General features: G+C 47.2%; 22 protein-coding genes, 1 pseudogene and 1 other annotated feature (1 of these 24 only partly in view). Of the genes and pseudogenes, 2 read left to right on the top strand and 21 right to left on the bottom strand.

Going from position 1 to position 25,343, the window contains the following annotated elements:
- Positions 1–179, bottom strand: a binding site (T-box leader) (it extends 51 nt beyond the left edge of the window).
- Positions 180–397: 218 nt separating this feature from the next.
- From M3661_RS03800 to M3661_RS03705, 20 genes are all read right to left on the bottom strand, one after another.
- A complete protein-coding gene (locus M3661_RS03800) occupies positions 398–1,159 on the bottom strand; it encodes a class I SAM-dependent DNA methyltransferase (RefSeq protein WP_065290461.1) in 762 nt (253 codons plus the stop codon).
- Between the two features lie 70 nt (positions 1,160–1,229).
- Positions 1,230–2,213, bottom strand: a complete 984-nt coding sequence (locus tag M3661_RS03795; RefSeq protein WP_065290460.1) for a CvfB family protein — start codon at positions 2,211–2,213, stop codon at positions 1,230–1,232.
- Positions 2,210–2,557: a ribosome silencing factor gene (rsfS, locus tag M3661_RS03790; protein WP_021256850.1), complete on the bottom strand. Its 348-nt coding sequence runs from the start codon at positions 2,555–2,557 to the stop codon at positions 2,210–2,212. The genes M3661_RS03795 and rsfS overlap by 4 nt, the downstream gene beginning before the upstream one ends.
- 63 nt (positions 2,558–2,620) lie before the next feature.
- Positions 2,621–3,214, bottom strand: a complete 594-nt coding sequence (gene yqeK, locus M3661_RS03785) for a bis(5'-nucleosyl)-tetraphosphatase (symmetrical) YqeK (RefSeq protein ID WP_065290459.1) — start codon at positions 3,212–3,214, stop codon at positions 2,621–2,623.
- Positions 3,186–3,794, bottom strand: a complete 609-nt coding sequence (gene nadD / locus M3661_RS03780; protein ID WP_065290458.1) for a nicotinate-nucleotide adenylyltransferase — start codon at positions 3,792–3,794, stop codon at positions 3,186–3,188. Before nadD ends, yqeK begins: the two co-directional genes overlap by 29 nt.
- A 21-nt stretch (positions 3,795–3,815) precedes the next feature.
- Positions 3,816–4,106, bottom strand: a complete 291-nt coding sequence (gene yhbY / locus M3661_RS03775) for a ribosome assembly RNA-binding protein YhbY (protein WP_021256853.1) — start codon at positions 4,104–4,106, stop codon at positions 3,816–3,818.
- A 120-nt stretch (positions 4,107–4,226) separates the two neighbouring features.
- Entirely contained in the window at positions 4,227–5,117 is an 891-nt protein-coding gene (aroE, locus tag M3661_RS03770) for a shikimate dehydrogenase (RefSeq protein ID WP_065290457.1), read from the bottom strand.
- 46 nt (positions 5,118–5,163) lie between these two features.
- On the bottom strand, positions 5,164–6,267 hold the full coding sequence (gene yqeH / locus M3661_RS03765) for a ribosome biogenesis GTPase YqeH (RefSeq protein WP_251482738.1): 1,104 nt from the start codon (positions 6,265–6,267) through the stop codon (positions 5,164–5,166).
- An 11-nt stretch (positions 6,268–6,278) separates the two neighbouring features.
- Positions 6,279–6,803 (bottom strand): YqeG family HAD IIIA-type phosphatase, encoded by a 525-nt coding sequence (locus M3661_RS03760; RefSeq protein WP_028531308.1) that lies wholly within the window; start codon positions 6,801–6,803, stop codon positions 6,279–6,281.
- 175 nt (positions 6,804–6,978) lie between these two features.
- Positions 6,979–9,246 carry a transglutaminase TgpA family protein gene (locus tag M3661_RS03755; RefSeq protein ID WP_251482492.1) on the bottom strand — a complete coding sequence of 756 codons (2,268 nt, stop codon included), beginning with the start codon at positions 9,244–9,246 and terminating at the stop codon, positions 6,979–6,981.
- On the bottom strand, positions 9,243–10,517 hold the full coding sequence (locus M3661_RS03750; protein ID WP_251482488.1) for a DUF58 domain-containing protein: 1,275 nt from the start codon (positions 10,515–10,517) through the stop codon (positions 9,243–9,245). Before M3661_RS03750 ends, M3661_RS03755 begins: the two co-directional genes overlap by 4 nt.
- A 3-nt stretch (positions 10,518–10,520) precedes the next feature.
- Positions 10,521–11,477 (bottom strand): AAA family ATPase, encoded by a 957-nt coding sequence (locus tag M3661_RS03745; RefSeq protein ID WP_065290453.1) that lies wholly within the window; start codon positions 11,475–11,477, stop codon positions 10,521–10,523.
- A 277-nt stretch (positions 11,478–11,754) separates the two neighbouring features.
- A complete protein-coding gene (gene spoVAE / locus M3661_RS03740) occupies positions 11,755–12,105 on the bottom strand; it encodes a stage V sporulation protein AE (RefSeq protein ID WP_065290452.1) in 351 nt (116 codons plus the stop codon).
- Between the two features lie 6 nt (positions 12,106–12,111).
- Positions 12,112–13,134 carry a stage V sporulation protein AD gene (gene spoVAD, locus M3661_RS03735; protein WP_251482484.1) on the bottom strand — a complete coding sequence of 341 codons (1,023 nt, stop codon included), beginning with the start codon at positions 13,132–13,134 and terminating at the stop codon, positions 12,112–12,114.
- A 45-nt stretch (positions 13,135–13,179) separates the two neighbouring features.
- Positions 13,180–13,677: a stage V sporulation protein AC gene (spoVAC, locus tag M3661_RS03730; RefSeq protein ID WP_021256862.1), complete on the bottom strand. Its 498-nt coding sequence runs from the start codon at positions 13,675–13,677 to the stop codon at positions 13,180–13,182.
- Positions 13,678–14,124: 447 nt separating this feature from the next.
- Positions 14,125–14,784 carry a carbohydrate-binding family 9-like protein gene (locus M3661_RS03725; RefSeq protein ID WP_065290450.1) on the bottom strand — a complete coding sequence of 220 codons (660 nt, stop codon included), beginning with the start codon at positions 14,782–14,784 and terminating at the stop codon, positions 14,125–14,127.
- A 78-nt stretch (positions 14,785–14,862) separates the two neighbouring features.
- Positions 14,863–15,006 (bottom strand): hypothetical protein, encoded by a 144-nt coding sequence (locus M3661_RS03720; RefSeq protein WP_175400469.1) that lies wholly within the window; start codon positions 15,004–15,006, stop codon positions 14,863–14,865.
- A 26-nt stretch (positions 15,007–15,032) separates the two neighbouring features.
- Positions 15,033–15,737 carry an RNA polymerase sporulation sigma factor SigK gene (sigK, locus tag M3661_RS03715; RefSeq protein WP_044355087.1) on the bottom strand — a complete coding sequence of 235 codons (705 nt, stop codon included), beginning with the start codon at positions 15,735–15,737 and terminating at the stop codon, positions 15,033–15,035.
- A gap of 183 nt (positions 15,738–15,920) precedes the next feature.
- Entirely contained in the window at positions 15,921–18,959 is a 3,039-nt protein-coding gene (locus M3661_RS03710; protein ID WP_251482480.1) for a DUF4855 domain-containing protein, read from the bottom strand.
- A gap of 623 nt (positions 18,960–19,582) precedes the next feature.
- Complete coding sequence (locus M3661_RS03705; protein WP_251482477.1) at positions 19,583–22,636, bottom strand: NPCBM/NEW2 domain-containing protein; 3,054 nt, start codon at positions 22,634–22,636, stop codon at positions 19,583–19,585.
- 400 nt (positions 22,637–23,036) lie between these two features.
- Between M3661_RS03705 and M3661_RS03700 the strand changes: the two genes are divergently transcribed.
- A complete protein-coding gene (locus M3661_RS03700) occupies positions 23,037–23,183 on the top strand; it encodes a hypothetical protein (protein WP_251482473.1) in 147 nt (48 codons plus the stop codon).
- Positions 23,184–23,912: 729 nt separating this feature from the next.
- Here M3661_RS03700 and M3661_RS03695 read toward each other — a convergent pair.
- A pseudogene (locus M3661_RS03695) lies at positions 23,913–24,836 on the bottom strand (IS256 family transposase); the annotation flags it as partial.
- A gap of 241 nt (positions 24,837–25,077) precedes the next feature.
- Between M3661_RS03695 and M3661_RS03690 the strand changes: the two are divergent.
- Positions 25,078–25,320 (top strand): hypothetical protein, encoded by a 243-nt coding sequence (locus M3661_RS03690; protein ID WP_065294198.1) that lies wholly within the window; start codon positions 25,078–25,080, stop codon positions 25,318–25,320.
- Positions 25,321–25,343: the final 23 nt, after the last annotated feature.

The following is a 25,343-nucleotide window of genomic DNA, read 5'->3' as shown; positions in this document are numbered from 1 at the left end:
CATGCTTTGCTATCCACTCCCTTTACACCATTAACGCTGGCAATACGTCGCAGCTTACCGCTCCTGATTCTGCTGCGCGACTCTGAGGTGAGTTCGCTTCTGCACCATCACCGGCTTGCACCAACCGCCGGCTCTCTGAAGATGGGACCTAAGGTACTATTCCTCTTCGAAGTCTTTCCATTCTACCTATTCAGCTTGAATATGATTATGATGCATCCAAATAGATGCAAGTAGCTATATCATAATGAAAAATTTTCTTATTGTCAATGATCGCCATGCAACTCCAAATCTTTCTTGTTCATTCGCCTTGAATTGAGAAAGTAACACCAAATTCTACATCTCACGACGGATAAATGTGCATCTCACGTGCATCTTCAGAAACTATGCACATCTATCTTTATGGCTTCACTGCAACAAAAAAGATTCGCCGCGACTCTTCGTCCGGCGACTGCCATTCAAAGTCCGCAAATTGCTCGACATGACCGAAACCAGCTTCTTTCAGCATACGTTCTAACCAATCTGGATCATAGGCGCGTTCAACATGTTCCTCGTCAATACGCTCGTACAAGCCTCCAGACTGCTGACGAACGAACAAGGTCAGTTGGTGCTCAATCTCCTGGCGTTCTTCATCATAGTCCGAAAACCAAATGTAAGAGATATCTTCATCATCATAGGCAAAAGGCTGGGTCTCCGCATAATGTTCGAATTGACGGACATGAAGCACATCGAACAAGAAAACGCCGCCAGATCTCAAGTTGTTATAGGTAGCTTGAAAAGCACGCTTCACGTCGTCCTCTTCCGTCACATAGTTCAAGCTGTCACAGAACGAAACGACGGCATCCGCTTCTCCAGGCATGGCCCAATCGCACATATCCTGATTCACCCAACGCACGTCGCCCTTCAGCGGGCCAGCCTCTATTCCCTTGCTGCTCGCAATTGACAGCATCGATTCTGAGATATCGATGCCGATTACATCATAACCGAGCTTGGCCAGTGGCAATGCCGTACTCCCGGTTCCACAGCCAAGGTCAACGATGGAACGAACCTCGCCGCTTCCAAACCGTTCCCAAGCCTGCCGAGCAAATGACACCCACTGGTCGTATGGCATGTCCTCCATTAAGCGGTCATAAACCTCCGCTACACGCCCATATGAAATCATCCATCTTCACTTCCCCTGCTGGAGGTTGTTCCCTCATTCCATCATTCGTAATGCATGTTGAATGAACGACTTAGCGTGCATTGTCGTTGCCGTGCGAGCGAGCCTTATGTGCTTCACGCGCTTCGGCTTGTGCCGCCGACAGTGCCTTGTGAAGCTGTGCCGTATCCATTGCAGCAGCCGCTTCCGTCAATTCGGTCCAATTCCCATTTTGACGAATGAGACCCGCCTTCAGCAAGCGGCCGATGGCACGCTTGAATGCTGACTTGCTAATGCCAAAGCGCTGCTTCACAATATCGGCAGGCGTCTCATCGGAATATGGCATTGTGCCGTTCGGACGCTCCTTCAAGAAGGTGAACAAGCGTTCAGCATCTTGATCCATGCCGACTTCTTTACGCTCTGCCATCGTTACATTCACGCGCCCATCCTCACGGACATGCGTAATGCGAACACGGACAGACTCACCAAGACGAAGCAGGCGCGGACGGAGTGATTCATGAATGAATCCAATAACACCTTCTCCAACAGGCGCGCCATCTACGACAACGAACGTTCCCATCTTGAGAGCACGGTACACGACCGCATCGCGCCATGTGTTGTTCCAAGACTCAGGAGCTGCGAACATATAAGGTACCAAATCATCTTCACGAGCTGGCAGTGCAATAAGTCGTCCGTAGCGATCCTGTTCCATCCGGACGTATACCTCATCGCCAACCTTCGGGTGAAGCGGTTCGAACTCGGGAAGCTCTCCCTTCGGAAGCAACAGCTGACGCCCAATCCCCATCTCCAGGAAGCAGCCGTACTTCGGATGAATATCCGCTACCGTAAGCTTAGCAATCTCTCCGAGTGTCAACAAAGGACGCTTCATTGTCGCAGCAATGCGATCTTCCGTGTCATAGTATAAAAACACTTCCACGTAATCGCCAGGCTCTACTTTGCCCGTAAGCTCTGTATAATGCAGCAACACGTCCTGCTCTCCGTTCGTCAAGAAATATCCGTACGGAGATACTTCACGGTCGATTATTAATCGTTGAATCGTTCCTGCTTCCCAAATCATGCAAACTCCACAACTTTCGCATCGGACCACAGCTTCTCAATGTTGTAGTACTCGCGTTCTTCGCGGTGGAACACGTGCACGATTACGTCGCCCAAATCAATGAGAACCCAGCGTGCGGAGTCAAATCCTTCTGTACCGCGCACGTGTCCGCCTACTTCATGCACACGCTTGCGAATTTCATTCGTAATTGCTTGAACTTGTGTATCCGAGTTCCCGTGGCAGATTACGAAATAATCTGCAATGAGGGAAATGCCTTGCAGGTCAAGCGCAATAAGATCCATCGCTTTCTTATCTTCAGCCGCACTTACGGCGATTTCGAGCAATTGTTTAATGTTGTCTGCCATTCAATTACCTCCACATTGTGTTTGAGCCATTCTTATTCTTGTATTTCTAAGCCCATTTCGTGATTAAGTTGCTGACTGTTCAAGTTCTGTCTCCAGTTCGAGGATCAGCCCATTACGAGCATGGATCGTCATCGGGAATACCTGGCGTCGGCGCTCAATCAAGAATCGAATGGTCGAGTCAAATCCGGCAATTAACGCCGCATTTAGATTCTGCTCCGCCAGTTCACGTATATGATCAACTCCAGGGAAATCCCGCCCCGGCTCGATGTAATCTGCCAGACACACGACCTTATCCAACAGGGTCATCTTCTCTCTGCCGGAAGTATGGTACTTGATTGCATCCAGTATTTCTACATCTTCAATTCCATATTCATGCTGCGCCACATGTGCGCCCACAGGCGCATGCCATAATTGTTTGTCATACTCCAGCAATTCGGATGGCATGTTATGTTCCCGAATCATCTGTTCCATTCGATCTGTCTGCCAGTACTTTGCTACATCGTGCAGTATGGCCGCGATATCCGCCTTATTCGGGTCTGCTCCATACTTCTTGGCCAGTTGAACGGCTGTTGTCATAACCCCTTGCGTATGCTGCCATCTTACAGCTGGCATCTGGGATTGTACAGCCTCAATCAGTTGTTCGCGCGTCCGATTCATATAGACCCCACCTTGCTATATACTGTTGAACCTCGTCCGGCACAATATACTTGATCGATCGCCCTTCGGCCAATCGCTGCCGAATATCGGTAGATGAGATATCGATCTGCGGCATCTCGCTCTCGATGAGCCGAGAAGACCACGCAGCAGGCAGCTTGGCAGCATCCCAGCTTGATCCAGGACGATGCAATCCAACAAATTGAATCTGCTCCATCAGCTCATCGATGTGATGCCACTGGGGCAAGTAAGCGACCATATCGCCGCCGATAATCCACGCCCACTTGACGTCGGGATACTCCTGGCGCAGCCCATGGACAGTGTCTAGCGTGTAGGATACACCGCCATGCTTAATCTCCCAGTCGCACACTCGAAAATGCGGATTACTTTGCACCGCCAGCCTCGCCATTTCCAAGCGCTGCTCCGCAGAAGCAGCTGGTCGATGCGCTTTATGCGGCGGCACATGCGCTGGCATGAACCATACCTCATCTAAGGAAGCTGTCTCCCTAGCGCATTCCGCTGCCACTAGATGCCCGAGATGAATAGGGTCAAAAGTCCCGCCCATGATCCCTACGAACTTCATTCGGTAGCCCTCCAGTGATCGTTATGGCAGTTCAATCTGCTTGTTATCTGTCGATTCCTTGTACAGCACGATCGTTTTGCCAATGACTTGAACAAGTTCGGATCCGGAGCGTGAAGCAAGCTCCTCTGCGATTTCGCGCGGATCTTCCAAACAATTGTTCAATACCGATACTTTCATCAATTCGCGTTTCTCGATTGCATCCTCAACGTGACGTACGAGTTGATCATTCATACCGCCCTTGCCTACTTGGAAAATAGGCTGCAGATGATGTGCAAGAGAGCGAAGATAGCGTTTTTGTTTACCCGTTAGCATATAAGTTTAACCTGCCTTATCTATTCATGAGTGATAGTATTGAGCCTTCTTTCCATGTCTGGAACGTGCGACTCCTTCGTGCCTAAATGTCTTCTGTATTAGAGTATCCACATCTTGAAATTAGGATTGCAGCGTCTCAAGTACGCGCTGCCGCATAAGCGCTGTCGGCGCCTTCAAGCCTGTCCACAATTCAAATGCGATTGCCCCTTGATGGACGAACATGCCGAGTCCATTATGAATCCGGCATCCCTTCGTCTTTGCTGCCTGCAGCAGGGCTGTCTCTAGTGGATTATAGATGATGTCACTTACAAGCATATGTGCTTGCAGCCATTCCGCGGACACGGGTGACGCCTCTATATGGGGGTGCATACCGACGGAAGTCGTCTGAATGACGATGTCAACATCGTTCGGCACAATTGCAGGCGCATCGCCCAACATAACTGCTCTTACATTGCCGAATCCTGACAAGTCGTCCGCAAGTGACTGCGCTCGCTCCACCGTACGATTTGCAATGATGAGCTCCTTGCAGCCCTCTGTAAGAAGAGCGTGCGCAATCCCCCGAGCCGCACCGCCAGCCCCTATAATTACAATGCGGGAGGATGGAATATCTGCTTGCATCTCTTCCTTCAAGGAACGAACATATCCAAGACCATCCGTGTTGTAACCATGCAGCTTGCCGTCACGTTGAACAATCGTATTGACCGCACCAATCACCAAAGCGCTGCCATCAACCTCATCCAAATAAGCCATCACCCGCTCCTTGTGCGGAATGGTGACGTTCACCCCTCCGAGACCAAGTGCGCGAATGCCTGCTACGGCATATTCAAGCTGTTCTGGCCTTACATGAAATGCAGTATATATCCCGTTCACTTCCATCGCCTGCAAGGCTGCATTGTGCATGAGCGGCGACTTGGAATGTGCAATCGGATCCCCGATTACCGCATACACCTTGGAACTGCTATTCATGGTCATTACAAGATTGTTCGAATATGATGCATCCTTATCCGGCATGAACCCCATCCCCCTGCTTATTGACTGACTCTTCTCTTTCGAAAACTTAAATTAAGGAGTGGCGTGCCAGCACCTTAACTCCCTTAGGCGCATGGATCTCAACCAGCGCGCCAGTTGTACCGTTGCACTTGATCCAGCCCAAGCCGGAAATGAACACGTCTGTCTCTCCTCCACGCCCAATGCGAAGCTGGTGCTTCGTCCATGCTGGAAGCTCGTCAATTCGTTCGCGAGTCGGTGGAGCAAGCAATTCGCCGCGGTGATCACGATAGAGCTCGTCCGCACGTTCCAGCTTCGTCCGATGGATCGGAAGATCGTTCGACAAGTAGCAAGTGAAGGATTGACGCTCGCCTTCCACGAAATCAAATCGAGCGAACGCGCCAAAGAACAACGTTTGCCCTTCATTTAATTGGTATACCAGTGGCTTCAATGATTTGTCCGGCAGCAGGGAAGATAAGTCCTCACGGCTCGCAAGCTCCGTCAAGCGGCTCTTGTACACAATCCCCGGTGTATCAATGATATGCTTCCCGTCGTCAAGCGGGATATGGATCATATCAAGCGTCGTTCCCGGGTAGCGAGAAGTGGTAAGCTCGCCGTCCAAATCGCTATAGTCCCGAATCAAGCGGTTAATTAATGTTGACTTGCCTACATTCGTTGCACCAACGACATAGACATCGCGATTGCCGCGCCACTCGGAAACCTGATCGATCAACCGGTCGAAGCCAAGATTGCGCTTCGCGCTCACGAGCGCAATGTCTACAATACGAATGCCGTGTTCCTTCGCTTGGCGCTGTACCCAATTGATGATGCGGTTCCAATTCGTTACCTTCGGCAGCAAATCGATTTTGTTCACGACGAGCAGTACTGGGTTACTCCCCACAAATCGCTGCAAGCCGGAAATAATACTGCCGTCAAAGTCGAATAGGTCGACGATGTGTATGACGAGCGCGTCTTCCTCGCCGATACGTCCCAATAGGCGAAGAAACTCGTCCTGATCGAATGCGACGGATATTGCTTCATTATAATTTTTTATTCGAAAGCAGCGCTGGCAAATTACAGGCGTCCGTTCCAACGCTTTTGCCGGCACGTACCCGGATGCTTCCGAATTCTCCGTTTGCAGAGCTGTACCGCAGCCGCTGCATTTCCGTGCCATTTGTTCTTCTGTCAATGTCGTTCCTCCTCGTGCCACATTCCTTTTTTACGAAAACGTTTCGTTACGATGCGTTCGACTCGCCGATTAATGCGTGTCATCCAACCCTCATCTTGGATTGCGATTGGATCAACTAATATCGTATACATCCCGATGCGGTTGCCTCCGAGCACATCGGTCAACATTTGATCTCCAACTACCACCGCTTGCTCAGGTGTCAGCCCCATCAGCTTCAATGCTTGATGAAAGGCCCGTTGCGAAGGCTTCCGTGCTGAATTCACAAACGGAATATTGAGCGGTGTCGCAAACCGGGATACTCGTGGATGATCGTTATTCGACACAATCACCACTTGAAACCCCATTTGCTGGGCTTGTTCAAGCCAAGCCGTTAATTCGGGCGTTGCCAAAGGTTCCTTCGCGCCTACAAGCGTATTATCCAAATCCGTAATAATTCCCTTGTATCCTTTGTCCATCAGCTCCGCAAGGTTAATATCGTACACCGTACGAACCCGAAGACGGGGAATAAGCCTTTCCAACAAAGCGGTCACCTCGTTTTCATACGAAAAACTATACCATATTCTTTGTTTTTCGTGCAAAAAAAAGCCGTTCCTATGCGGAACGACTTTCATTTGCCACATTTACGGATATATCTCCCTCGCATTGGGTTCGCAAAAACAACTACTTATTGGAAAACGTCACATGCTATACAACCTGTTATCCGATGTGTTTGTACGCCCGAATTGCTTCTTTCAGTTGCTTCACATCTGATTCCATTACAGGATGCCCGCCATACTTCGCCTGCTCGAACTTATTGACGATCACTGCCGCTGGAGCGCTTCTGCCCTCTCGCTGATCCGACCATCTCTTGGCAGCTTCGCGCACAGTCTCATGCGCTCCCTTGCGCATGCCTTTCCATCTGCAATAGCTTAGCCACAAGTCTGTATGCAGGATGATCTGTTCCTTGTAGGTTAAATCACGCTTCAGCAGCCAGAAGAACCGCAGGGAGAAGCCGATCGTTCTCCACTTCCACAATAATAGTAGGAAACATAAGGACGCCATCATGATAACAATCCACTTTGCCCCCTGAACGAGCCAAGCTGGAAGTGACGCATCTTGCCGCTCCTGCTTCGGTTCTGCCTTCTTCTCCTCTTGCTTCTCTTCCGGCTTCTGTTCTTCCTTCTTCTCAGGCTCCGGCCTCTTCTCTTCCTGTTGCAGACGCGGATAGGTGAAGCCAGGCGTTGGCTCGAATGCAACCCAGCCATAGTCTCCCATGTATACTTCGACCCAGGAATGAGCCTCTGCATTCGTCACCTGATACGTGCCAGCTCCACTGTCCTGCGATTGCTCGGTCAGTTCATGAGTGGGTACGTCCCCGCCCTGACGCGTTCCTGGTGCGTATCCCTTCACCCATCGTGTTGGTATGCCAGCAGAACGAAGAAGAATGGCCATCGATGTTGAGAAGTGATCGCAATACCCTTCCTTGATTTCGAACAAAAAGGCATCGACGAAATCCTCGCTCTTGCGCAAGGATAAATTCGGCGCATTCGTATATCGATACTGCGTACGCAAATAGTTTTCTACCTTTTTTACCTTGTCGTAATAGTTAGTTTCGTCTTGTGTTAATTCCTGCGCCAAATCCTTGACTCGCTGCGGAAGCGTGTTTGGGATCTGCAAATATCTCTGGAATCGATCCGCGTCTGTAGATATTGTCTGTGATGATTTGCGCAAATCTTCCTCGGTAAAAATCGGGACTTTCGAAGTCAGTGTGTAGCTAGTCGGATATTTATCTGTCTTCGGATCTTCATACCTGACTTCACCTTCCTGCTCGTTCCAACGCAGAACCGCCTCAAGAGAATTACTAATTGACTCTACCGACTCGATCATTCCTAAACCGAATAACACGGGATACGAGTCTTTATTTTGCATCGTAATTGTTTGTTGAATCATTCTTGTAGGAATGTTTCGAGCAGGCTGATCCGCTGCTGTGAGCTGTTGTCGAAGACTAAAAATGGGATTGCGTCTTGGTGTTTTATCCCATCCCTGTCCAGTGTACCAGTCCTTCGATTCCCCTCTCCAGTAGCCGCGCATTTCCGTTGTTACGGTCATAACAGGCATATAGTCCATGTTAAAGCCATTGCCCAGCTCTGCATCCGAATGGCTGTAACCGGACGTGCTCGTACGAGATCCGCTCCCGCTACCCGTCACTTTTGATACGAGATCCGACATCGGGTTATTCCCATCGCCATAGCGATTGCTCCAAGCGGTATACGGGTCAGTCAAGATTGGCTTGACTTCTGGTACACTAACCCCTACAGAAATAATGAGAGAAATCACGAACACAGCGAGCAGCCCCATTTGCAGCGGGTAACGTACGGATCCGCGCCATATGTTCGGATAGTCCGTGTTCATTTGTTTATAGTGAATACAAATGAGCCAAATCAATGACGCGCCAACAATCCACGCCACCTGCATCCACAATATTTCGTCGGTAAATGAATCCAGTATGCCGAAGATCATAATTTGGACAAGCAGCCATAGGAGAACACGCGCCTTGCCTTGCACGAGCACTACAAGAGATTCGCAGCATAACCACAGTCCTAGCAGAAACCAGATGTAAGGGTGAAATTGAAGGATCTTGTCCCACCGTTCACCACCATCTGTCCATATATCAAATTGTACGAGATTCCGATACACGATATAGCATAAAGCTGGGAGGGCAATGATCAGTCTGCCTATGAATTGGCATGGGAAGAGCATAACTGCACCCCATAATCCAATCATGAACATGCGCGACATGGCTAACGTCTCGTCGTACCAATACGGTTCCAGCATGACAAGCCATTGCCAGACCATCACAATCATACAGGTCCAGATCATCCGCTCTGTCCAATAGGAGGATAACCACACTTGTATTCGATCATCTGCAGCCTTCTGTACGGTTGAGGTACGTGAAGGAGCGGAGTACGGCTGTTCCGTCTTCATGCGGCCCCACCTCCTAGAAGCTTCGGCAGATCCTGTACTTGAGACAAGGAAATGTAGTGCAAGCGCTGAGAGGCCAGCAAGCGTACAAGAGATTGACTCCTCTCGTTATGCGGGGCTGACACCTCTTCCTTCACATGAATAAAGCTCCCGGAACACCCCAGCTTCGATAATGTCCGTGTGTAAATCAACACATCTGAGGAGGCATGTCCGCTAATGAAGGCAAGTGAGGCTCCATGAAGCATCGATGCATGCTCAGTAAGTGCTGCAAGCTGTTGTTCTTGCTCTTCTGATGATTCCAGCTGCACAGTAGACATCCATTGTCGGAATACAGCAACTTCTGGTTTGGCCTGATCAGCCAACCACCAATTCAATCGCTCCCCGATAGCCGCCACATAGGTTGGGCGTTGACACTGAGCACCATATTGTACAAGGGATGCCATAGTAGATACAGCAGCTTCAAATTTTTCATCCGCCACTGCTTTATTTCCCTCATAGGAAAGTGAACGGCAATCCAACACAACAATGATAGGCGTTTGGGACTCTGGATCGAACTGTCTTGTCTTCAATATCCCCGTCTTCGCAGTTGCATTCCAGTGAATGCGAGATAATTTATCTCCGTACACATACTCACGCACACCGTTCTGTTGTGAAGATTCTCTGTGATGACGGACAGAAGATGCTGCATGCACACCGTGACCTACCTGTCGCTCCGCATGTGTCCACCTCGGAATAGGTATGACAGTTGGCATCACATAGAAGGCGGATGGCGCATTCAAGCTTCCACTCTGCTCGAACAACCCGAACAGATCCTTGGAGCTGCATAACGCTGGAGCAAATTCATAATATCCTCTTGCCAAAGACGGAGTCCGGTAAGTGACTGCAGCCGAACGGCCAGCGCCTAAGGCAACTGCAGACTCCATCGTATTACAGCGGTTGCCGAAACGGCAGAGCTCATCACGGACAACGAGGTAAGGAATGGGCAGCCAACCTGGAACAGTGACTCGGATGTTAACGTATAATTGCGAATTGGCGGGAAAGAAGACCCCTGATCCGTCGCCAAGCATTCTTGTTCCCCGTACGTTGCGAATGCCGCCAACTAACACTACACCCCAATACACTAGCAGCACAGTCGCCATAGCTAGCAGCATGACTGACGTCTTGCCGCCTTGAAATAAGAAATAGAACAAACACGAGACGTACATGCTGGCAACCGATATAATCGTTCGCTTGCGAGCCCCTTTGCGCTGCCACATACGTTGCGAATGGCTCATATGCTACGTCCCCAATCGGATTGGTACACGAACACGTTCCGTAATACCGCTTACAATATGCTGGGCTGAAATGCCCTCCATTTTCGCCTCCATGCGCAATACAATCCGGTGCGTCAATACAAAAGGAAGCAGTTCCTTCACATCATCAGGCGTAACGAAATTCCGCTCATGCATCCATGCTCTCGCCTTCGCAGCCTGCATCAAGGCAACGGAAGCGCGCGGGCTCGCTCCGAGCAGGACATGTGCTTGTTCACGTGTGGCCCGCACGATGTCAATCATATAGGCCGCGACTGCATCATCCACATATACATTGCGAACTTCCTCCTGCATCAGCTTGATGGAGGCAATATCCGTGACAGTCTCCGCTCTCTCCGATGGCAGACCTTCCGCATGGCGAATTAGCATCGTACGCTCTGTCTGCTCATCCGGATACCCCAGCTTAAGCTTGAACATGAAACGATCCAGCTGTGCTTCCGGAAGTACATAAGTACCCTCGAATTCAATCGGATTTTGTGTAGCAAACATAACGAAAGGTGAAGGAAGAGAGAAAGTCTCCCCATCTACCGTAATATGATGTTCCTCCATTGCTTCCAGCAATGCAGATTGTGTCTTTGTAGTAGCACGGTTAATTTCGTCTACCAGCAGGACATTCGCCATGATTGGGCCCGGACGATAGACAAATTGCTGATCCTTAGGATGGAATATGAATACACCTGTAATATCAGTTGGAAGCAAATCCGGGTTGCACTGCACTCGCCGAAATAAACCATTCATCGTACGAGCTAACGATTTGACAAGTTGCGTCTTGCCTGTCCCGGGAACATCTTCAATAAGAACGTGCCCTCCGGCCAGCATCGCTGTCAGCAGAAGTTCAATTTCTTGGGATTTACCTAAAATACATCGTTCCAATGTCGATTGCATCTTTCGCATTAGAGCATGCAATGATTGGTAGGATGACATGGCAACGACCTCCTATTGGGTTCATTCATTATTTTGTAGAAGAATTAGTAACTTTCCACGTGATAACGTTTTAAAAATACATGCATTTTTTCATTTTACACCATTCAAGGAATAACGTACATGTCCATTCATGGTGAATCTTGTCAAATATCTTCGTTTTATCCGCTAAACAATGGATTGTGAATCACCAACAAAAAAAGTTCTGACACCATCGAAATAGCGTCAGAACTTTGCATGTATCCTTATTCGATTGACGAGATCTGAATAGAACTTCCACTCATCCCTTAGGCCGAATGACAAGAGCAGCTAAAAAGGAAAACACAATCGCAGCAGAAATGCCCGCACTTGTTGTCTTGAACATGCCACTGACAGGTGCTACCCACCCGGAATCCTTAATCTCGGTTAGGGCTCCGTGTACAAGGGAGTTGCCGAAGCTCGTAATCGGAACGGTAACCCCTGCTCCTGCAAATTTAATAAGCGGCTCATACCAGCCAAGTCCGTCGATAATCGCTCCTGCGACAACAAGGATCGTCATCGTATGCGCCGGAGTCAGCTTGGCAACATCGAACATGAGCTGACCGATTACACAGATTAACCCGCCTATGACAAATGCCCACACATATATCATCCTGCTTCATCCCTTCATTTCAATCGTTACTGCGTGTGCAATGCAAGGTATCGTCTCCCCTTGCTGGAAGGATAGCGGCGAGAGCAGCGCTCCCGTAGCAGCTACAAGCACACGTCTCAGCTTCCGCTCGCGCAAACGCTTCAGAATGTGGCCGTATGTAACGACTGCCGAGCATCCGCAGCCACTGCCCCCTGCTTGTACGGCCTGCTTGTTCAAGTCATAGACCATAAGGCCGCAATCATTGAAAGTTGTCCGCTCCATATGCAGTCCGTTCTGTTGGAACAGATCATTGGCGATCGACAGACCGATGGATGCCAAGTCGCCCGTGACAATCAAGTCATAATCCTGAGGCTTGCGATCCAGATCGCTTAAGTGGGTCTGGATCGTATCGACTGCGGCTGGGGCCATTGCCGCCCCCATATTGAATGGATCCTTAATTCCGAGATCAACAATCTTGCCAATCGTAGCTGCAATAACACGAGGCATGGATGAGTATTGCTTCTCTGCCTTGGCAACTACAGCTGCTCCAGCACCTGTTACTGTATATTGCGCCGTAGGCGGCTTCTGGGAACCATATTCGGTCGGATAGCGGAATTGCTTCTCCGCTGTGCAGTTATGGCTGCAAGTAGCTGCAATCACCTTGTTCGCATTGCCCGAATCTACAAGCAGAGAGGCAATCGCAAGCGATTCCATCGATGTCGAACAAGCACCAAACACGCCAATATAAGGAACTCCCAGGGTACGCGCTGCGAAGGAATTGCTAATAATCTGATTAAGCAAATCCCCGCCGACAAAAAAGTTCAGCTCGTCCTGCGTAATATGGGAATTTACAATTGCAAGCTGCGTCGCCTGCTCCAATAGTTTACGTTCGGCTTTCTCCCAGCTTTTCTCCTGCATATCAAGCGTATCATGTATATAATCAAAGTCAGCAGCCAGCGGCCCTTCTCCTTCATCAGGACCCACAACTGTTGCCGTACCAATGATCGCTGGCTCACTCTGGAATCGCCATGTATGACGTCCGATTTGCATCCAAATCCCCCTTCCTCATGCATGCGTTCATAATGCAGCAGCAGGTCAATGCTGGAGTCCAAATATCAAATAAATCAACGCAACGAAGAACGCCGCTACGGTTCCGAACACGACGACTGACCCAGCCAATTTGAATATATTCGCTCCTACCCCCAGCACTAAGCCCTCACTGCGATGCTCCAATGCCGCCGAACACATGGAATTGGCGAAGCCAGTAACCGGGACGGCCGTACCCGCACCTGCCCACTGTGCGATTTTGTCGTATACGCCGAAGCATGTAAGAATGACGGACAGTAAAATTAAGGTGACGACTGTCGGGTTGCCTGCCTCCTTCTCGCTCATTCCTAAATACGTCATATATAGCTGCTGGATAACTTGTCCAATCAAACAAATCGTACCGCCAACGAGGAACGCACGAATGCAATTTTTGCCTACCGTCCGTGCGGGCTCCCGTCGACTGGCGATTTGCTTGTACTCTTGCTCAGAAAGCGTCCAATTTCCTGATTTCCATTTCGGTGTTCCGGATTTCGTTGATGACGCCATATCTCCACCTCCTGCAACATACTTGTGTAGCATTCATCATTTCACATGCATCATCATTCCTACACAGTATTTGTCTTTTGGAGATGGAATATGTCATGTATCTCATACTGCCTTCATGCACAGCCTACAACAGTCGCTGCAGGTGCAGCAGAAGCAAGCAAATAGCGAGCAGGACGAACAGAACAAGCACAATACAGCTGAACAACGGTACCATGACCCTGTTATCCAAATTCACTCTTCCTCTCTGCATTACTGGATACGGCCCTATGCGATACATTAGTGTATGCAGTTCCTGATATTCCGCTACAAGCTAAGGAAGAATAGCCTTCAGGATGTCCATATTCGGGGGATTCGTTTATTCGCTATACAAATAAGCGCCCCAGTCCCCCTCAGCACAGAGGCTGAGTTTATGGGCCTGAAAGGCGCTTACTCGTATCAACCATTAGTCTATTTCGTAAATCGAATTGTTCCGAAGCATTCTGGCATGTGGAAATTAACTGCACCTGTCGGAGCCCAAGCATCATAAGTGCGAGCACCTAGTTTGTCCTGATCAATTCGGAACCAGTTCAGACGGAAATGAGAGCCCGCTTCTGGTGTGGTACATTCCAAGTCCTCAAAGCGAATCGCCAATTCATATATCACTCTGCGTGCTGGAACATTGACATACGACACAGAGGATAGCAGCTGCTCAGCATTCCATTCCGGATGGAAGCCCTTCGGTTCCCCAGGATTGTTCGTAATGTAAGCATCGAATATCACATTATGCGGACTTACATTAAATTCATAATAAGCACGGCCATCCCCGTCAGGATCAATGAAGCACTCTACTACATCCGCCTCGTACAAAGGGTCATCCCGGTCAGTATATGGGCTGACGATGTAATCATCCTCGCATTCAAATTGCATATGGATGGTTGTATCTGTCCAGCAAGCCCTCACCTTCGTCTGTTGGCGTGGAGCTGCCCCCGTTACCACATCTACAAGCGCTACCGAATCCGTCAAGCTCCAATCTGGCGTACCGCTTGGCATATAGGTACATGGATAGTCCAGCGGTCTACGCAAATCATTCTCTGTATGTTGCATTCCTTGATGCTTAGCCGATGTCATTCGCTCTCTCTCCTTATGCTCTATCATTGTTGTCCTAGCACAAGTGTAATCGATTTCGAGTTAAATAGGTATCACGTGTTAGCCAACGAGCAATAGAAAATGTCGTACATATAGAATAGGTTGTGAATAATAAGAGATTGCGACGTTGTGCTCCATCCGCTCACGCCAAAAAGAGCCGCAAGGCAATCCTCGCAGCTCTAGACGGTTTCTCGATTTCTTCATGACCAGGCTCACCTTATTTGTACTGATCAATCTCGCTTCACTTTATAAAACTCATGATACAGCTTCATAAGCGCCCGCTTCTCTATCCGTGACACATACGAACGTGAGATTCCTAATTCCTTCGCAATCTCCCGCTGTGTGCGCTCATCGCCGCCTCCATCTAATCCGAACCGCCCCCGGATAACTTCCTGCTCCCGTTCATCCAAAATATCCAGATTGCGATAAATTTTGCTCTTCTCGATCTTAAGCTGCACCTTCTCGACGACCTCATCGCTTTCCGTGCCAAGGATATCTATAAGAGTGATTTCATTACCTTCCTTGTCAGTCCCAATTGGATCATGCAGCGATACATCCTTGCGTGTCTTCTTCAGCGAACGGAGGTGCATCAAAATTTCATTTTCTATACAGCGAGCTGCGAAAGTAGCCAGCTTCGTCCCCTTATTCGGCTGAAAGCTCTCGATCGCTTTAATCAATCCAATCGTGCCGATCGAGATCAGATCCTCAAGATCCTCGCCGGTATTATCGAACTTCTTCACGATGTGGGCAACAAGCCTTAAGTTATGTTCAACTAACATATTTCTCGAATGTGCATTCCCTTCTGCCATCAAGCGCAAATGCTTCATTTCTTCTTCTTCCGCTAATGGCTGGGGGAACGCGTTATTTTTAACATAGGATACCAGTAAGGAAATCTGCTTAATGAACATGGCGATCGTCGACAAAAACCCAAGCATTACTCCACCTCCTAAGACGTAAACACCCTCATGATTTATCCGATTGAGAACGTTACATTCTATGTGGGCAGCCGCCTATGCGTGCCTGTACGGGGGAAAAGAATATGGTGCAATTCAAAAGCAAAAGCCACGGATCACAGCGTAGAAATAACACTGCGTCCATGGCTTTATTTTTGCGAAATATCAGTTCTTTTTGCTGTAGTCGAATGTAAACTTCACAGGCGTTGACATTCCCTCCATCCAGAGATAGGCGTCGTTCGTTCCCTTTAGATTCCCGACAAGCTTGATCGAAAATTGGAATTTTCCCGTTTCCGAGCTTGTCGTCTGGCCTTCGTACCGGACTTTCCCTTTCGAATCGAGCACTTTCAAATTCACTTTGGACTGGCTTCCACTCATCACCAGACCATCAATCGTTAATTTCCCTGCATCGACATCTATCAGAGCTCTTGCGCCATCGATCGGAGTGACCGTACCGCCTCCCGCAAGATTATATACACCAAATTCATAGAAGGAATATCCGTATTCCGTATTTTTTTGAACGCCTTGGAATTTGACGTACCTAGCTGTGACTGGATCAAAATGAACGGTTTCTTTTCCGGCATGCGCAGTAATGATTCCGTCATTGTCCTTGATCACACTGATCCAATTCTGATTATCATCGGAAACAAGGAGTTTGTAGGTTTTAGCCCGGGCATTCTCCCAGTCGATGCTAACCGTATCGAACTCCTTGGATTCACCAAGATCGACTTGGAACCAGGTATCATCAACATAGGCGCTCGACCATCTTGTCGAAGAGAATCCGTCTACCGCATTTTCCGGTGCCAATCTCGCAAGGGAGCCTTCTACGGAAGAAGCAGTCGCTGGTTTATTTTCGGCCAGATTGCCAACGAGACTATAAACCTCTTCTTTCAACGCGGCGTAAGCCGTATCCGAAATGATATGGTCTGCCGACAATTGATCTAGTTTCACATTGAAGCCTTTCAAGTACTTGTCAAACTGGCCCGCATCTGTTCCTTCAAAACGTCTCATCAGTTCCAGATAATTGTTCAGCGAACGAGGGGCTTCGGCTGTCGTAAACTGATTCTGTTCTGCGAATCGGTCCACATGTGTTTTCATCGTATCGGCGGTCGCTACCGCTCTGATGATGTAAGTCGTCGTCTTGGATTTCGCAGCAGCCACAGTGACGACCAGTTGATGTTTATCCGGTTTTCCCGCCAGATCAAATGGTGTTCCCGGGGTGTAAGGTTTGCCATCAATCAAGACCGTTACCTTCGCCAATCCGCTTCCATCGTCGTCTTTGATTTTCCACGTAATTTGAAGAGTTTCCGAGTCCGGTATGTTCATATCAGCATTTATAATTTGTCCGTTAATGAATATGTCCGCCTCCGGCGCCGGGATATTGTGGACGACGTACGTTCCGTTCAAATATTGATACAGCCAGTCATACATTAAACGCAAGCTTGGATCCTTGCTTACTCCTAAGTTGTAAACTGCATTATTTCCTTGGTAATAAGCTCTAAAGCCATTTTGCATCAATCCGGTTGTGGCACCGCTGTTCAAATAATCGATAAAACGCTCGCGGAGTACGGCGTCCGTCAGCATACCGTCATCAAACTCGACTTCATTCCCCATCCCGTACCGCTTTGCATTATTCGCAGCATCCTCCAGACGGTCAACATCCATTCCACCGAAGAAGTAATTCGGCTGATAAGCAGCAGCATCTATTCCAACGTCTTTCCACATATACATTTTGTATGCCAAAGAGTGAGGAATCCAGAACACCTTCAAATTCATGGCATGCACTTTTTCACTCATCATTCGAGCCACGTCTGGTCCCGTTTCACCTATATCGATTTGTTCTGGCAGCCAGTACATACCGACAAGCTCAAGAGTTGAATAGTTCGCAGCATCCCATCTTTGCTGAACCTGATCGAGCCACCACTGTATCGCTTTTCCCCTGTTTTCAAGCGCTTTATCTCTGCCGACAACGGATTCGTTAAAATTCAAGGAACCAGTACCGTCAACGTCGCCAAAATCGGTTAAGGATCCCCCTGGATCCGGAATCATTAACACAACCTTCTCTTTATGATCAGGCTGGTTCAGCTTGGCTCCGACTTCCTTGGCAGCCTCATTCAAGTTCTGCATATCCCCCGTGTCCGCAAACGTTTTATCCAAATACCATTTCCAGTCTTCTAAGTTCGTTTGCCCTAGGCCGTAATCACGGCCAGCAGGTGAAGCAAGCCCGAGATATAAAATACCATCAAAAAGCCAATCAGTAGGCTCGCCATCCTTATTCACATAACTGATGTTAGGAATAATCCGCTCCTTGCTCCAATCACCCAAACCATTTGCATACTGTCCGTTGTACAGCAAATTCAGATTTCGGATCCCAGCTGTCGCTTCACCCGGCTCTAAAAAATGAGGCTGCTCAGTAGGAACGGTTGCTGCCCCGTCTACCTTGCCGTCCGTACCCGTTATTTCAACTTCGTCAATGTATTCCCATTGTGAAGGATGCATCGTAAAGATGACTTTCACGTAACGGGCATAAGCCAGCTTGCCTTCCGTTTTTCCGCCATTGATTCCGTCTCGGCTTCCGTCCCATGTAAAGGTCTCCTGTCTAGGCGGCCCTGACCCCCAGAGCAGCTGAGTGGCGTTATGAGAGAGCAATCCCCAATTCTCCTTATCGTCGGAGACATACATCGATACCTCTAGCGGCACGAGGATGGAGTTTGTGGGGAAATCCTGAAAAAAGCGGGCTGATATCTTGCCGATCGACTTTGCCTCGCCCAAATCGAACACGACTTCACGTGCTTTTCCGCGCACATGTCTTACCCACGCCGGGTCATTCCTATCCAACTTGCCATATATTCCATCCGTAAGCTTATAGCCGTCGTCCGGATGCGATGCGTCCGGCTGTTCAGACCATTCATAGGGAAGACCTAGCGCAAGATTGCGGAATTTCGTCTGATCCTCTGATGATGATACTGCTTGGTGATTTACATCCGGTGTTTGCTTTGCCTGATCCATTTCCGGCCCTCCGTCATCCGTTGGTTGTTCCAATAATTGTGGTTTTCCCCTGTCATTCCCTTCTGTCTGGATCGCATCTTCCGTCTCTGTGATGGTTACAGTCGGAACAGTTGACTTCGCCTGCACCGCAGAAAACGAGGTCAGCAGCAAAACAGCTGCAATCAGGATCGATCCCCATTTTTTATTCGAATTCATTAATCCAGCTCCTTATAAGTTTTTTTGGATCCCTACAAAGTATTTGGAATACGCATCGAAGCATAGGCTCCACTCCGTACTTTTGCTCCGCAAAAGCGCCCTCTTCGAGAGGCGTCGGACTTCTTTCCGATACTCTGTGTCGGGCATTTTAGAGATACAAGAAACCTTTACACCCCTTTCTCTGTTCTGGATGAACTCTCTCGATTTTTGATCCCTCCTTTCGCAGCATCCTGCATAAACCATTTGGGAGCACCTCCAGAAAAAGGAACCTAAAATCCCGAAAACGAGTGAGCGGTAGCTGAGTAAAGATGTGCCTGCGTAGCAGTCTCCAAAAATAGTATTTAGTTAGCGCTTTCAAAATAGAAGGAGTGTTTCGCCTGTTGATCATTTTGAACGCGATCACGGCCCTATACATTGGAATATGGCTGAAATTGCTTCTGCATGGGTTCATGATAGAGTGGGACTTGCAGGAGAACAAGCAACATAATTTGATACACTACGCAATTTTTTTGATACGCCATACGAGAACTACTGTCAGTGAAAATACGAAAACTGACATGTAAAAAAAGGCCAAGTCCGAACTGGACACGGCCTATAAGAACCTATATCATGCTACGGAGAACTCATTGATTTGAATCCGGTATAGTCACTTCAGTTGGAAGATCCTCATCGTTCATCTTTGTGTGGATTTCGGGAGCCGTGTTGTTGTCAGCAATAAATTGGGCAGCCGCCCAATCTCCGTGATCATTGCCAATTCCATCGCCAGCATCGGTAACGATTAACTTTACTTGTTTCTTTCCACTAATATCAACATCAACAAATTTGGCTGGAGTGTCTCGTTTCATCGTCCCGCTGTCAAACAATTTTTCACCATCGGCCCATACTTGAAAAACTATGGATCCGCTATCGTTATTGTGTGATTCGTGATCAAGGCCTACGTAGCTTTGAAAGCGATCATACCCTTTCCCGGCAATGTCGTAAATGATTTCTGAATTCGCATGCGTTCCAATTCCTTTATCATAGGTGACAATGCCCGAATCAGTTAACAATTTAATCGGGTTCCCTCCGACACTAGCATCTCGATGAATCGTTCCCCAGCCAGTCGTCGCATAAATCCACGGAAGGTCGCTTACATACAATTGTGGAGTGATGTTAAAATGAATCTTATATGTTTTCGTCACGGATCCATCTGCCGAGGTGACGGTAATCACGGTGGTACCTGGAAGTTGTTCAGCCGGTGTAATTTCTATCTTGACATCGCTATTGGACGGAATGACTTCCACCGTAGGCACATCCGTTATCGTGCCTTCCAAAAATGTCATGTAATAATCTTGCGTTACCTGATCAAAGCTTGTGAAAGATTCCCCGTTGATCTTGATGTCATCTACCAACACCTCTTTCAACAGCTTAGCTCCCGCCCAATCAGCATGTGTTGCACTATTGCCGACAGCACCGTCTATTACTTCCAACGTAAGAACATCGACAGTAGAAACATCAATATTGATATGCTGGGGCTCCGCATTATCTTTTATTACCCCACTATCATAGAGCTTTTGCCCGTCTCCCCATACTCGAAAGATGACAGAGCTCCCTTGCGTTTCACTGTCTAGGCCAATATCAGAGATAAACCTTGCAAAGTGTTTGCCAATATAATAGGAAACTTTAGAGTAAGCATGGACGCCTAAACCTTTTTCATACCCTTTACCGTTCAGCGTGATCATATTGCCGTCTCCTTGACCACTCCCGCCGACACTTGTATCCTTTTCAACCGGACCCCAGCCGTTTGTAACATTGCCATAAAACTGCATGTCGCTGATAAATGCATCGTCCGTCGGAGGAGAGGATGGAACTTGCACGGAAAACCCTGAGCGTATATGCCCCTGATTTCCGCCACCAGAATTGAACACGGCATCCGCTGAAAGATGGTTCAAGCCCACTACGGCGTCTTGAGGAGCCGTCACCGTCCAGCTCACCTTAACGGAACTGTTATTGCCTTGCGGTGGCATGTTGTTAACTGTGGTGGCCGAACCGGGGATCGCTTCCCATCCTGCCGGTACAAGCAAATTGAGATTCAGGTCATGGACAGCAACTCTTCCATAATTGGTTATCGTTGTTGTGATCGTTTTGGTTTCACCTGGGGCAATAATAGAAGGTTCGTCAAACGATATACCAACAGCGGCAGGCGTCTGAATCGGTGCTCCCCGTGTTACACGGTAGGTGACCGCTGAAAATGGTGCAACGTCGGAGACGATTTTGCTGGCATAACTCATTTTTTGGCCGGTCCAATCGTCTTCAGCCAAATAAACCGGAGCATGTTTGAAACCTAATTGTTCAGGCTCAGCAGTAATTGTTGCCGCTGCAGTAGTCCGGTTGACCAATGTAATCATTTTGCTTCCATTAGATAACGATTTCACCCAAACTTCCTTGCCGTCATTATTGACAACACGCTCAAATCCGTCCGTTGAAATCACATTGCTCGTTTCAGGACTGATGCGATACATCATAATCCCGCGAGCCGGGACAGAAGCACTGATTTTGTCGGTGGTCGTTGTTGTTTCATGTGCCCAAAGATCTCGAACCGTGTAGGTTTGATTGTCTACAGACGGGGTTATGCCCAATTGGCTCAAACTTATCTCCATATTTGTCGGAGCACCGTTCGCGTTGAAGAACAATACAGCTTTGTCCCCATTGGCCATCGGTTTCAACATTACATAAGTACCGTCGTTTTGCTGCTTGATGGGACGTCCCTGCAATCCGATTGGATCCTGATTCACCGCAGTCACTTCACCATTGGCGTAAATATCTAATATTTCTTGGGAGGCATTCAGTAAATCGGTGCCCGAGAGCAATGGCGCAGCCATTATGGACCAAAGACCAAATTCGGTACGATATTCTTCTAGACTCATGCCCCCGTTACCGATTTCCAACATATCGGGATCATTCCAATAGCCCGGACCGGCATACGGATACAGTTCCATATTCCGAAGGATATGGACTAACATTCGTTCATACGAATCACTGATATCACCAGTAACCCGCCACAGGTTGCCTACTTGCTTGCCCCATTCCCACGGATTTTCGTTTCCTCCAACGCTCATACTGAAAACAATGTCCCGTCCTGTAGCTGCAAGTGCATCGCGCATCTTCACATAGCGTTCCTGCAGCGGTTGACCCAGAGGATCGCCACAATTATCATACTTTACATAGTCGATTCCCCATTCGGCAAAACGTTGGGCATCTTTCTCTTCATAATTGAGACTCCCTGGATACCACGCACAAGTCCTGTTCCCTGCACTTGCATAAATGCCCATTTTCAGACCGAGAGAGTGAACATAATCGGCGACTTCCTTAATCCCGTCTGGAAACTTTGCCGGATCGGGAACCAAATTGCCGTTCTCATCGCGCTCACTAAGCATCCAACAATCATCGAGGTTAACGTATTGATAGCCCGCTTCTTTCATCCCGGATTCAACCATCTTTTTAGCCGTTTCCTTCACGAGAACAGCATTCACGTCACAATGAAAGGCGTTCCAACCGTTCCAGCCCATCGGAGGCGTTTGCGCAAGACCGTTATCAAGCGCATAGGCTTGCGAATAATTGAACCCTAACAAACCAATGCACATCACAAACAGAAACAAAAGCTTTGCCAACGACTTTTGAAAACAAGGGTTGTTCATTATAACTATCATCCTTTCTTTTATTTATTCTCGTCCGGATTGCCAAATGCAACAGTCGGTATAAGTACAGTGCTATCCTCCTTTGTTCTTTACAACGATTTCCCTGTCCCGGGTGAATGCCCGATTTTGATCCCCCCTTTCGCGAAATCCGGTATAAATAATTTTGTGAGCGATTTCAACATCTTCATAAAAACGAAAGTTAGAGATCAAGTGAGGCAAATCGGTGCTGCAGACCAACCAAGTTTTCGCTTCCAAATGAAAACAAAGGTTTTCCTAGACAATAATTTTGAAAAACGATGTGCTGTCACTTAATAAAATAGTGGGTTTATATGTAAACGAAATACAAGAGAGAAGAATCATGAAGTGAAAAGTCAGAAAATACACAGGGAGGAAAGAAACGATGAGACAAGTATCGTCATCGGAGTTAGCGCTCTTCGCTGTACAGACGGGTAAAAGTATAGTTGCTAGTTTCATAGGCCTTCTGCCGTTAAGAGAATTTCAGCCATCATCGCATCGCCCACGCTTCAAAAAGCAGGGTGAAATGTGACAACGATCGAACCCATTTCACTGGAAGTTGAGTGAATTTGGTACATGATTGGCATTTCACTCGTGGTAATCTGGTAACTACTGTATATCCTATACGATTGTATAATTAATAATCTGGTAATATCGTTCGTTTTATTCAGCTTATTTTCCGTTATTCTTAGAACACAATATGCGCCCATTATTCGACATCGTTATTTGTTAATCGGTAATGTCCTCACCTTTTTGTCAAAAACGAAAATGTCCCAAGTTCTTGTCAAATCAAAATAACAAGAACTTGGGAACATAAAATAAAAACCAGCTAATGTTTGTCAAGCTACCCCTTGGTGATTTACTGAATTGTTGATTTACTTGTTTTTTGGTAAGGTTGGCCTCTATTCGCGTAAATGTGATGAAGTAGCGACTCCTGCGCAAAGTAAGCACTGTTTCATTTATGGATTATCGTTAACAGTTGGTTATCCCACAAATGCCAGTTAAGATATTTTTGAGTATCAGATATCCCGCAACACAAATTAACACAACTATCATTAAGATAACACCAATTAAAACTATTGATTTTCTTTTTCCTACTTCTCTTTGTCTTTTTTCGTCAGACGACTGTTTTTCATTAATGTTCAGCATATCACCAAATTCTTTATTTATGTTTAGAGAGCCATTTATTATAATTATCTTTTTCCCATTTTACTTTGAAACTATCAAATGGGTCATCCCCATAAGTAGGAGGCCCGTTCCAAGTGCTGAACATAGCTTGGAGTTCAGCACTTGCTCGGTCAAAGCCAATTATGGCATCGAGTAGCAAACCGTTGGTTGTAGCTTTCTAACTGCGATACCAGAAACCTCTCTAGTGCTTCTTCATATGGAAACTGGTCTTTTCGGCTTTGTAACCTCTTGATCTGTTTGTTAAATGACGCAATGAGATTGGTTGAATTGATGCTTTTCCAAATTAGCTTTGGAAAGCTGTAGTACGTAAAGATTTATGGGTTCTCCCACAAAGATTTAATTACCTTGGGAAAACGGCTTTCCACTTATCACAAAAAGTCTCTAGAGTAGTTTTCCCTGACTGCTCATCTTTTGCTCAGTACTCAGATGTGAAGTAAGTCTCGTCACAGTTGCTTGCCCGATCAGATGCACGTGCTTTATAAGCAATATTACGTGTTACATGGAGCAACATGATTGGTATTTGGATTTTGTATATGCTTGCTCGATTGCTGTCACATTGCCCTTTAATCCGTCGGAGACGAACAACAAGACTTCCTCTACACCACGCCCCTTCAACTCTATTAACAGTTCATTCCATACATGCCGATTCGGTTGAAGCAATAGCATACGTTAATACTTCCTAAGAACCATCTTCACCAATACCAACAGCAATATACACGGCCTCTTTGGAAACCGTTTCACGTTAAACTGCAATATAGTTAGCCTCGATGTAGACGTAAACATAATATCGCTTGGCTAGTGCATGTTTTGCAATTCAACTTGCAGGCCCACTGCCTTTGTCATACTCGATAACGTCCGTGGAGTATAGTGATGACCATACATTTTTTCAATGAGTTCAGCAATCTCCGTCATGGTTACGCCCCTTGAAGAACATGTAGATGACAAACGATTCGAGCGTGTCGTTGGAACCTTTGTAGTGAGCCACGGTCTGCTGCTTTAAATTATCCATTACGATCATACTTTTCATAGTCCAAGAAAGGCGGTTATGATTTACACAAGATATTTTACGCTCTCTCACATTGAAGTGGTATAAATCATGAACAAAATAGTATTCATGTAGCTGTTGTTGTCATTTCTAGCATCTAGTAATGGGATAAAATTCCCTTTCATAAAAAACAGATATTCAGAATATCATAATCTTGATATGATTGGATTAAATTGTATTTTGGAGGGCTGATATGGAATATAGTTTCTTTGTGTTACTTATGGCGGTGTTTTCCCTTGTTATCTTCATTCCAGTTTATTTTTTTATCAGAAATGTCAAATTGATTAAACTTGGTTTTGTTGCTATTGAGATTACATTACTAGGAGGAATTTTATCATTCAAATCAACGGATTCACTAGTTGCTATGGTTATAAGCCATCTTTTGTTATGTATGGGAATGCTTTTAATATTCTATTTGGCAATTAAAAAAGAATAATAAATAAAATTTATGGAAAAAAA

Source organism: Paenibacillus sp. MER 180 (assembly GCF_023713665.1).
GTDB lineage: Bacteria > Bacillota > Bacilli > Paenibacillales > Paenibacillaceae > Paenibacillus_B > Paenibacillus_B suaedae.
Note: the sequence above shows the minus strand (reverse complement) of the source record. Positions and strands in the feature narration are given on the sequence as shown.

Coding starts and splice junctions, on each gene's coding strand:
- aroE (WP_065290457.1), bottom strand. CDS start 5,117: ATGCCGGATAAGGATGCATCATATTCGAACAATCTTGTAATGACCATG.
- spoVAD (WP_251482484.1), bottom strand. CDS start 13,134: ATGCAAATCGGACGTCATACATGGCGATTCCAGAGTGAGCCAGCGATC.
- M3661_RS03745 (WP_065290453.1), bottom strand. CDS start 11,477: ATGTCATCCTACCAATCATTGCATGCTCTAATGCGAAAGATGCAATCG.
- spoVAE (WP_065290452.1), bottom strand. CDS start 12,105: ATGATATATGTGTGGGCATTTGTCATAGGCGGGTTAATCTGTGTAATC.
- yhbY (WP_021256853.1), bottom strand. CDS start 4,106: ATGCTAACGGGTAAACAAAAACGCTATCTTCGCTCTCTTGCACATCAT.
- M3661_RS03755 (WP_251482492.1), bottom strand. CDS start 9,246: ATGAAGACGGAACAGCCGTACTCCGCTCCTTCACGTACCTCAACCGTA.
- M3661_RS03720 (WP_175400469.1), bottom strand. CDS start 15,006: ATGAAGAAATCGAGAAACCGTCTAGAGCTGCGAGGATTGCCTTGCGGC.
- M3661_RS03705 (WP_251482477.1), bottom strand. CDS start 22,636: ATGAACAACCCTTGTTTTCAAAAGTCGTTGGCAAAGCTTTTGTTTCTG.
- M3661_RS03700 (WP_251482473.1), top strand. CDS start 23,037: ATGAGACAAGTATCGTCATCGGAGTTAGCGCTCTTCGCTGTACAGACG.
- M3661_RS03750 (WP_251482488.1), bottom strand. CDS start 10,517: ATGAGCCATTCGCAACGTATGTGGCAGCGCAAAGGGGCTCGCAAGCGA.
- M3661_RS03795 (WP_065290460.1), bottom strand. CDS start 2,213: ATGATTTGGGAAGCAGGAACGATTCAACGATTAATAATCGACCGTGAA.
- nadD (WP_065290458.1), bottom strand. CDS start 3,794: ATGAAGTTCGTAGGGATCATGGGCGGGACTTTTGACCCTATTCATCTC.
- M3661_RS03725 (WP_065290450.1), bottom strand. CDS start 14,784: ATGACATCGGCTAAGCATCAAGGAATGCAACATACAGAGAATGATTTG.
- rsfS (WP_021256850.1), bottom strand. CDS start 2,557: ATGGCAGACAACATTAAACAATTGCTCGAAATCGCCGTAAGTGCGGCT.
- spoVAC (WP_021256862.1), bottom strand. CDS start 13,677: ATGGCGTCATCAACGAAATCCGGAACACCGAAATGGAAATCAGGAAAT.
- M3661_RS03800 (WP_065290461.1), bottom strand. CDS start 1,159: ATGATTTCATATGGGCGTGTAGCGGAGGTTTATGACCGCTTAATGGAG.
- M3661_RS03690 (WP_065294198.1), top strand. CDS start 25,078: ATGGAATATAGTTTCTTTGTGTTACTTATGGCGGTGTTTTCCCTTGTT.
- sigK (WP_044355087.1), bottom strand. CDS start 15,737: ATGCTTGGGTTTTTGTCGACGATCGCCATGTTCATTAAGCAGATTTCC.
- yqeH (WP_251482738.1), bottom strand. CDS start 6,267: ATGGCACGGAAATGCAGCGGCTGCGGTACAGCTCTGCAAACGGAGAAT.
- M3661_RS03710 (WP_251482480.1), bottom strand. CDS start 18,959: ATGAATTCGAATAAAAAATGGGGATCGATCCTGATTGCAGCTGTTTTG.
- yqeK (WP_065290459.1), bottom strand. CDS start 3,214: ATGAATCGGACGCGCGAACAACTGATTGAGGCTGTACAATCCCAGATG.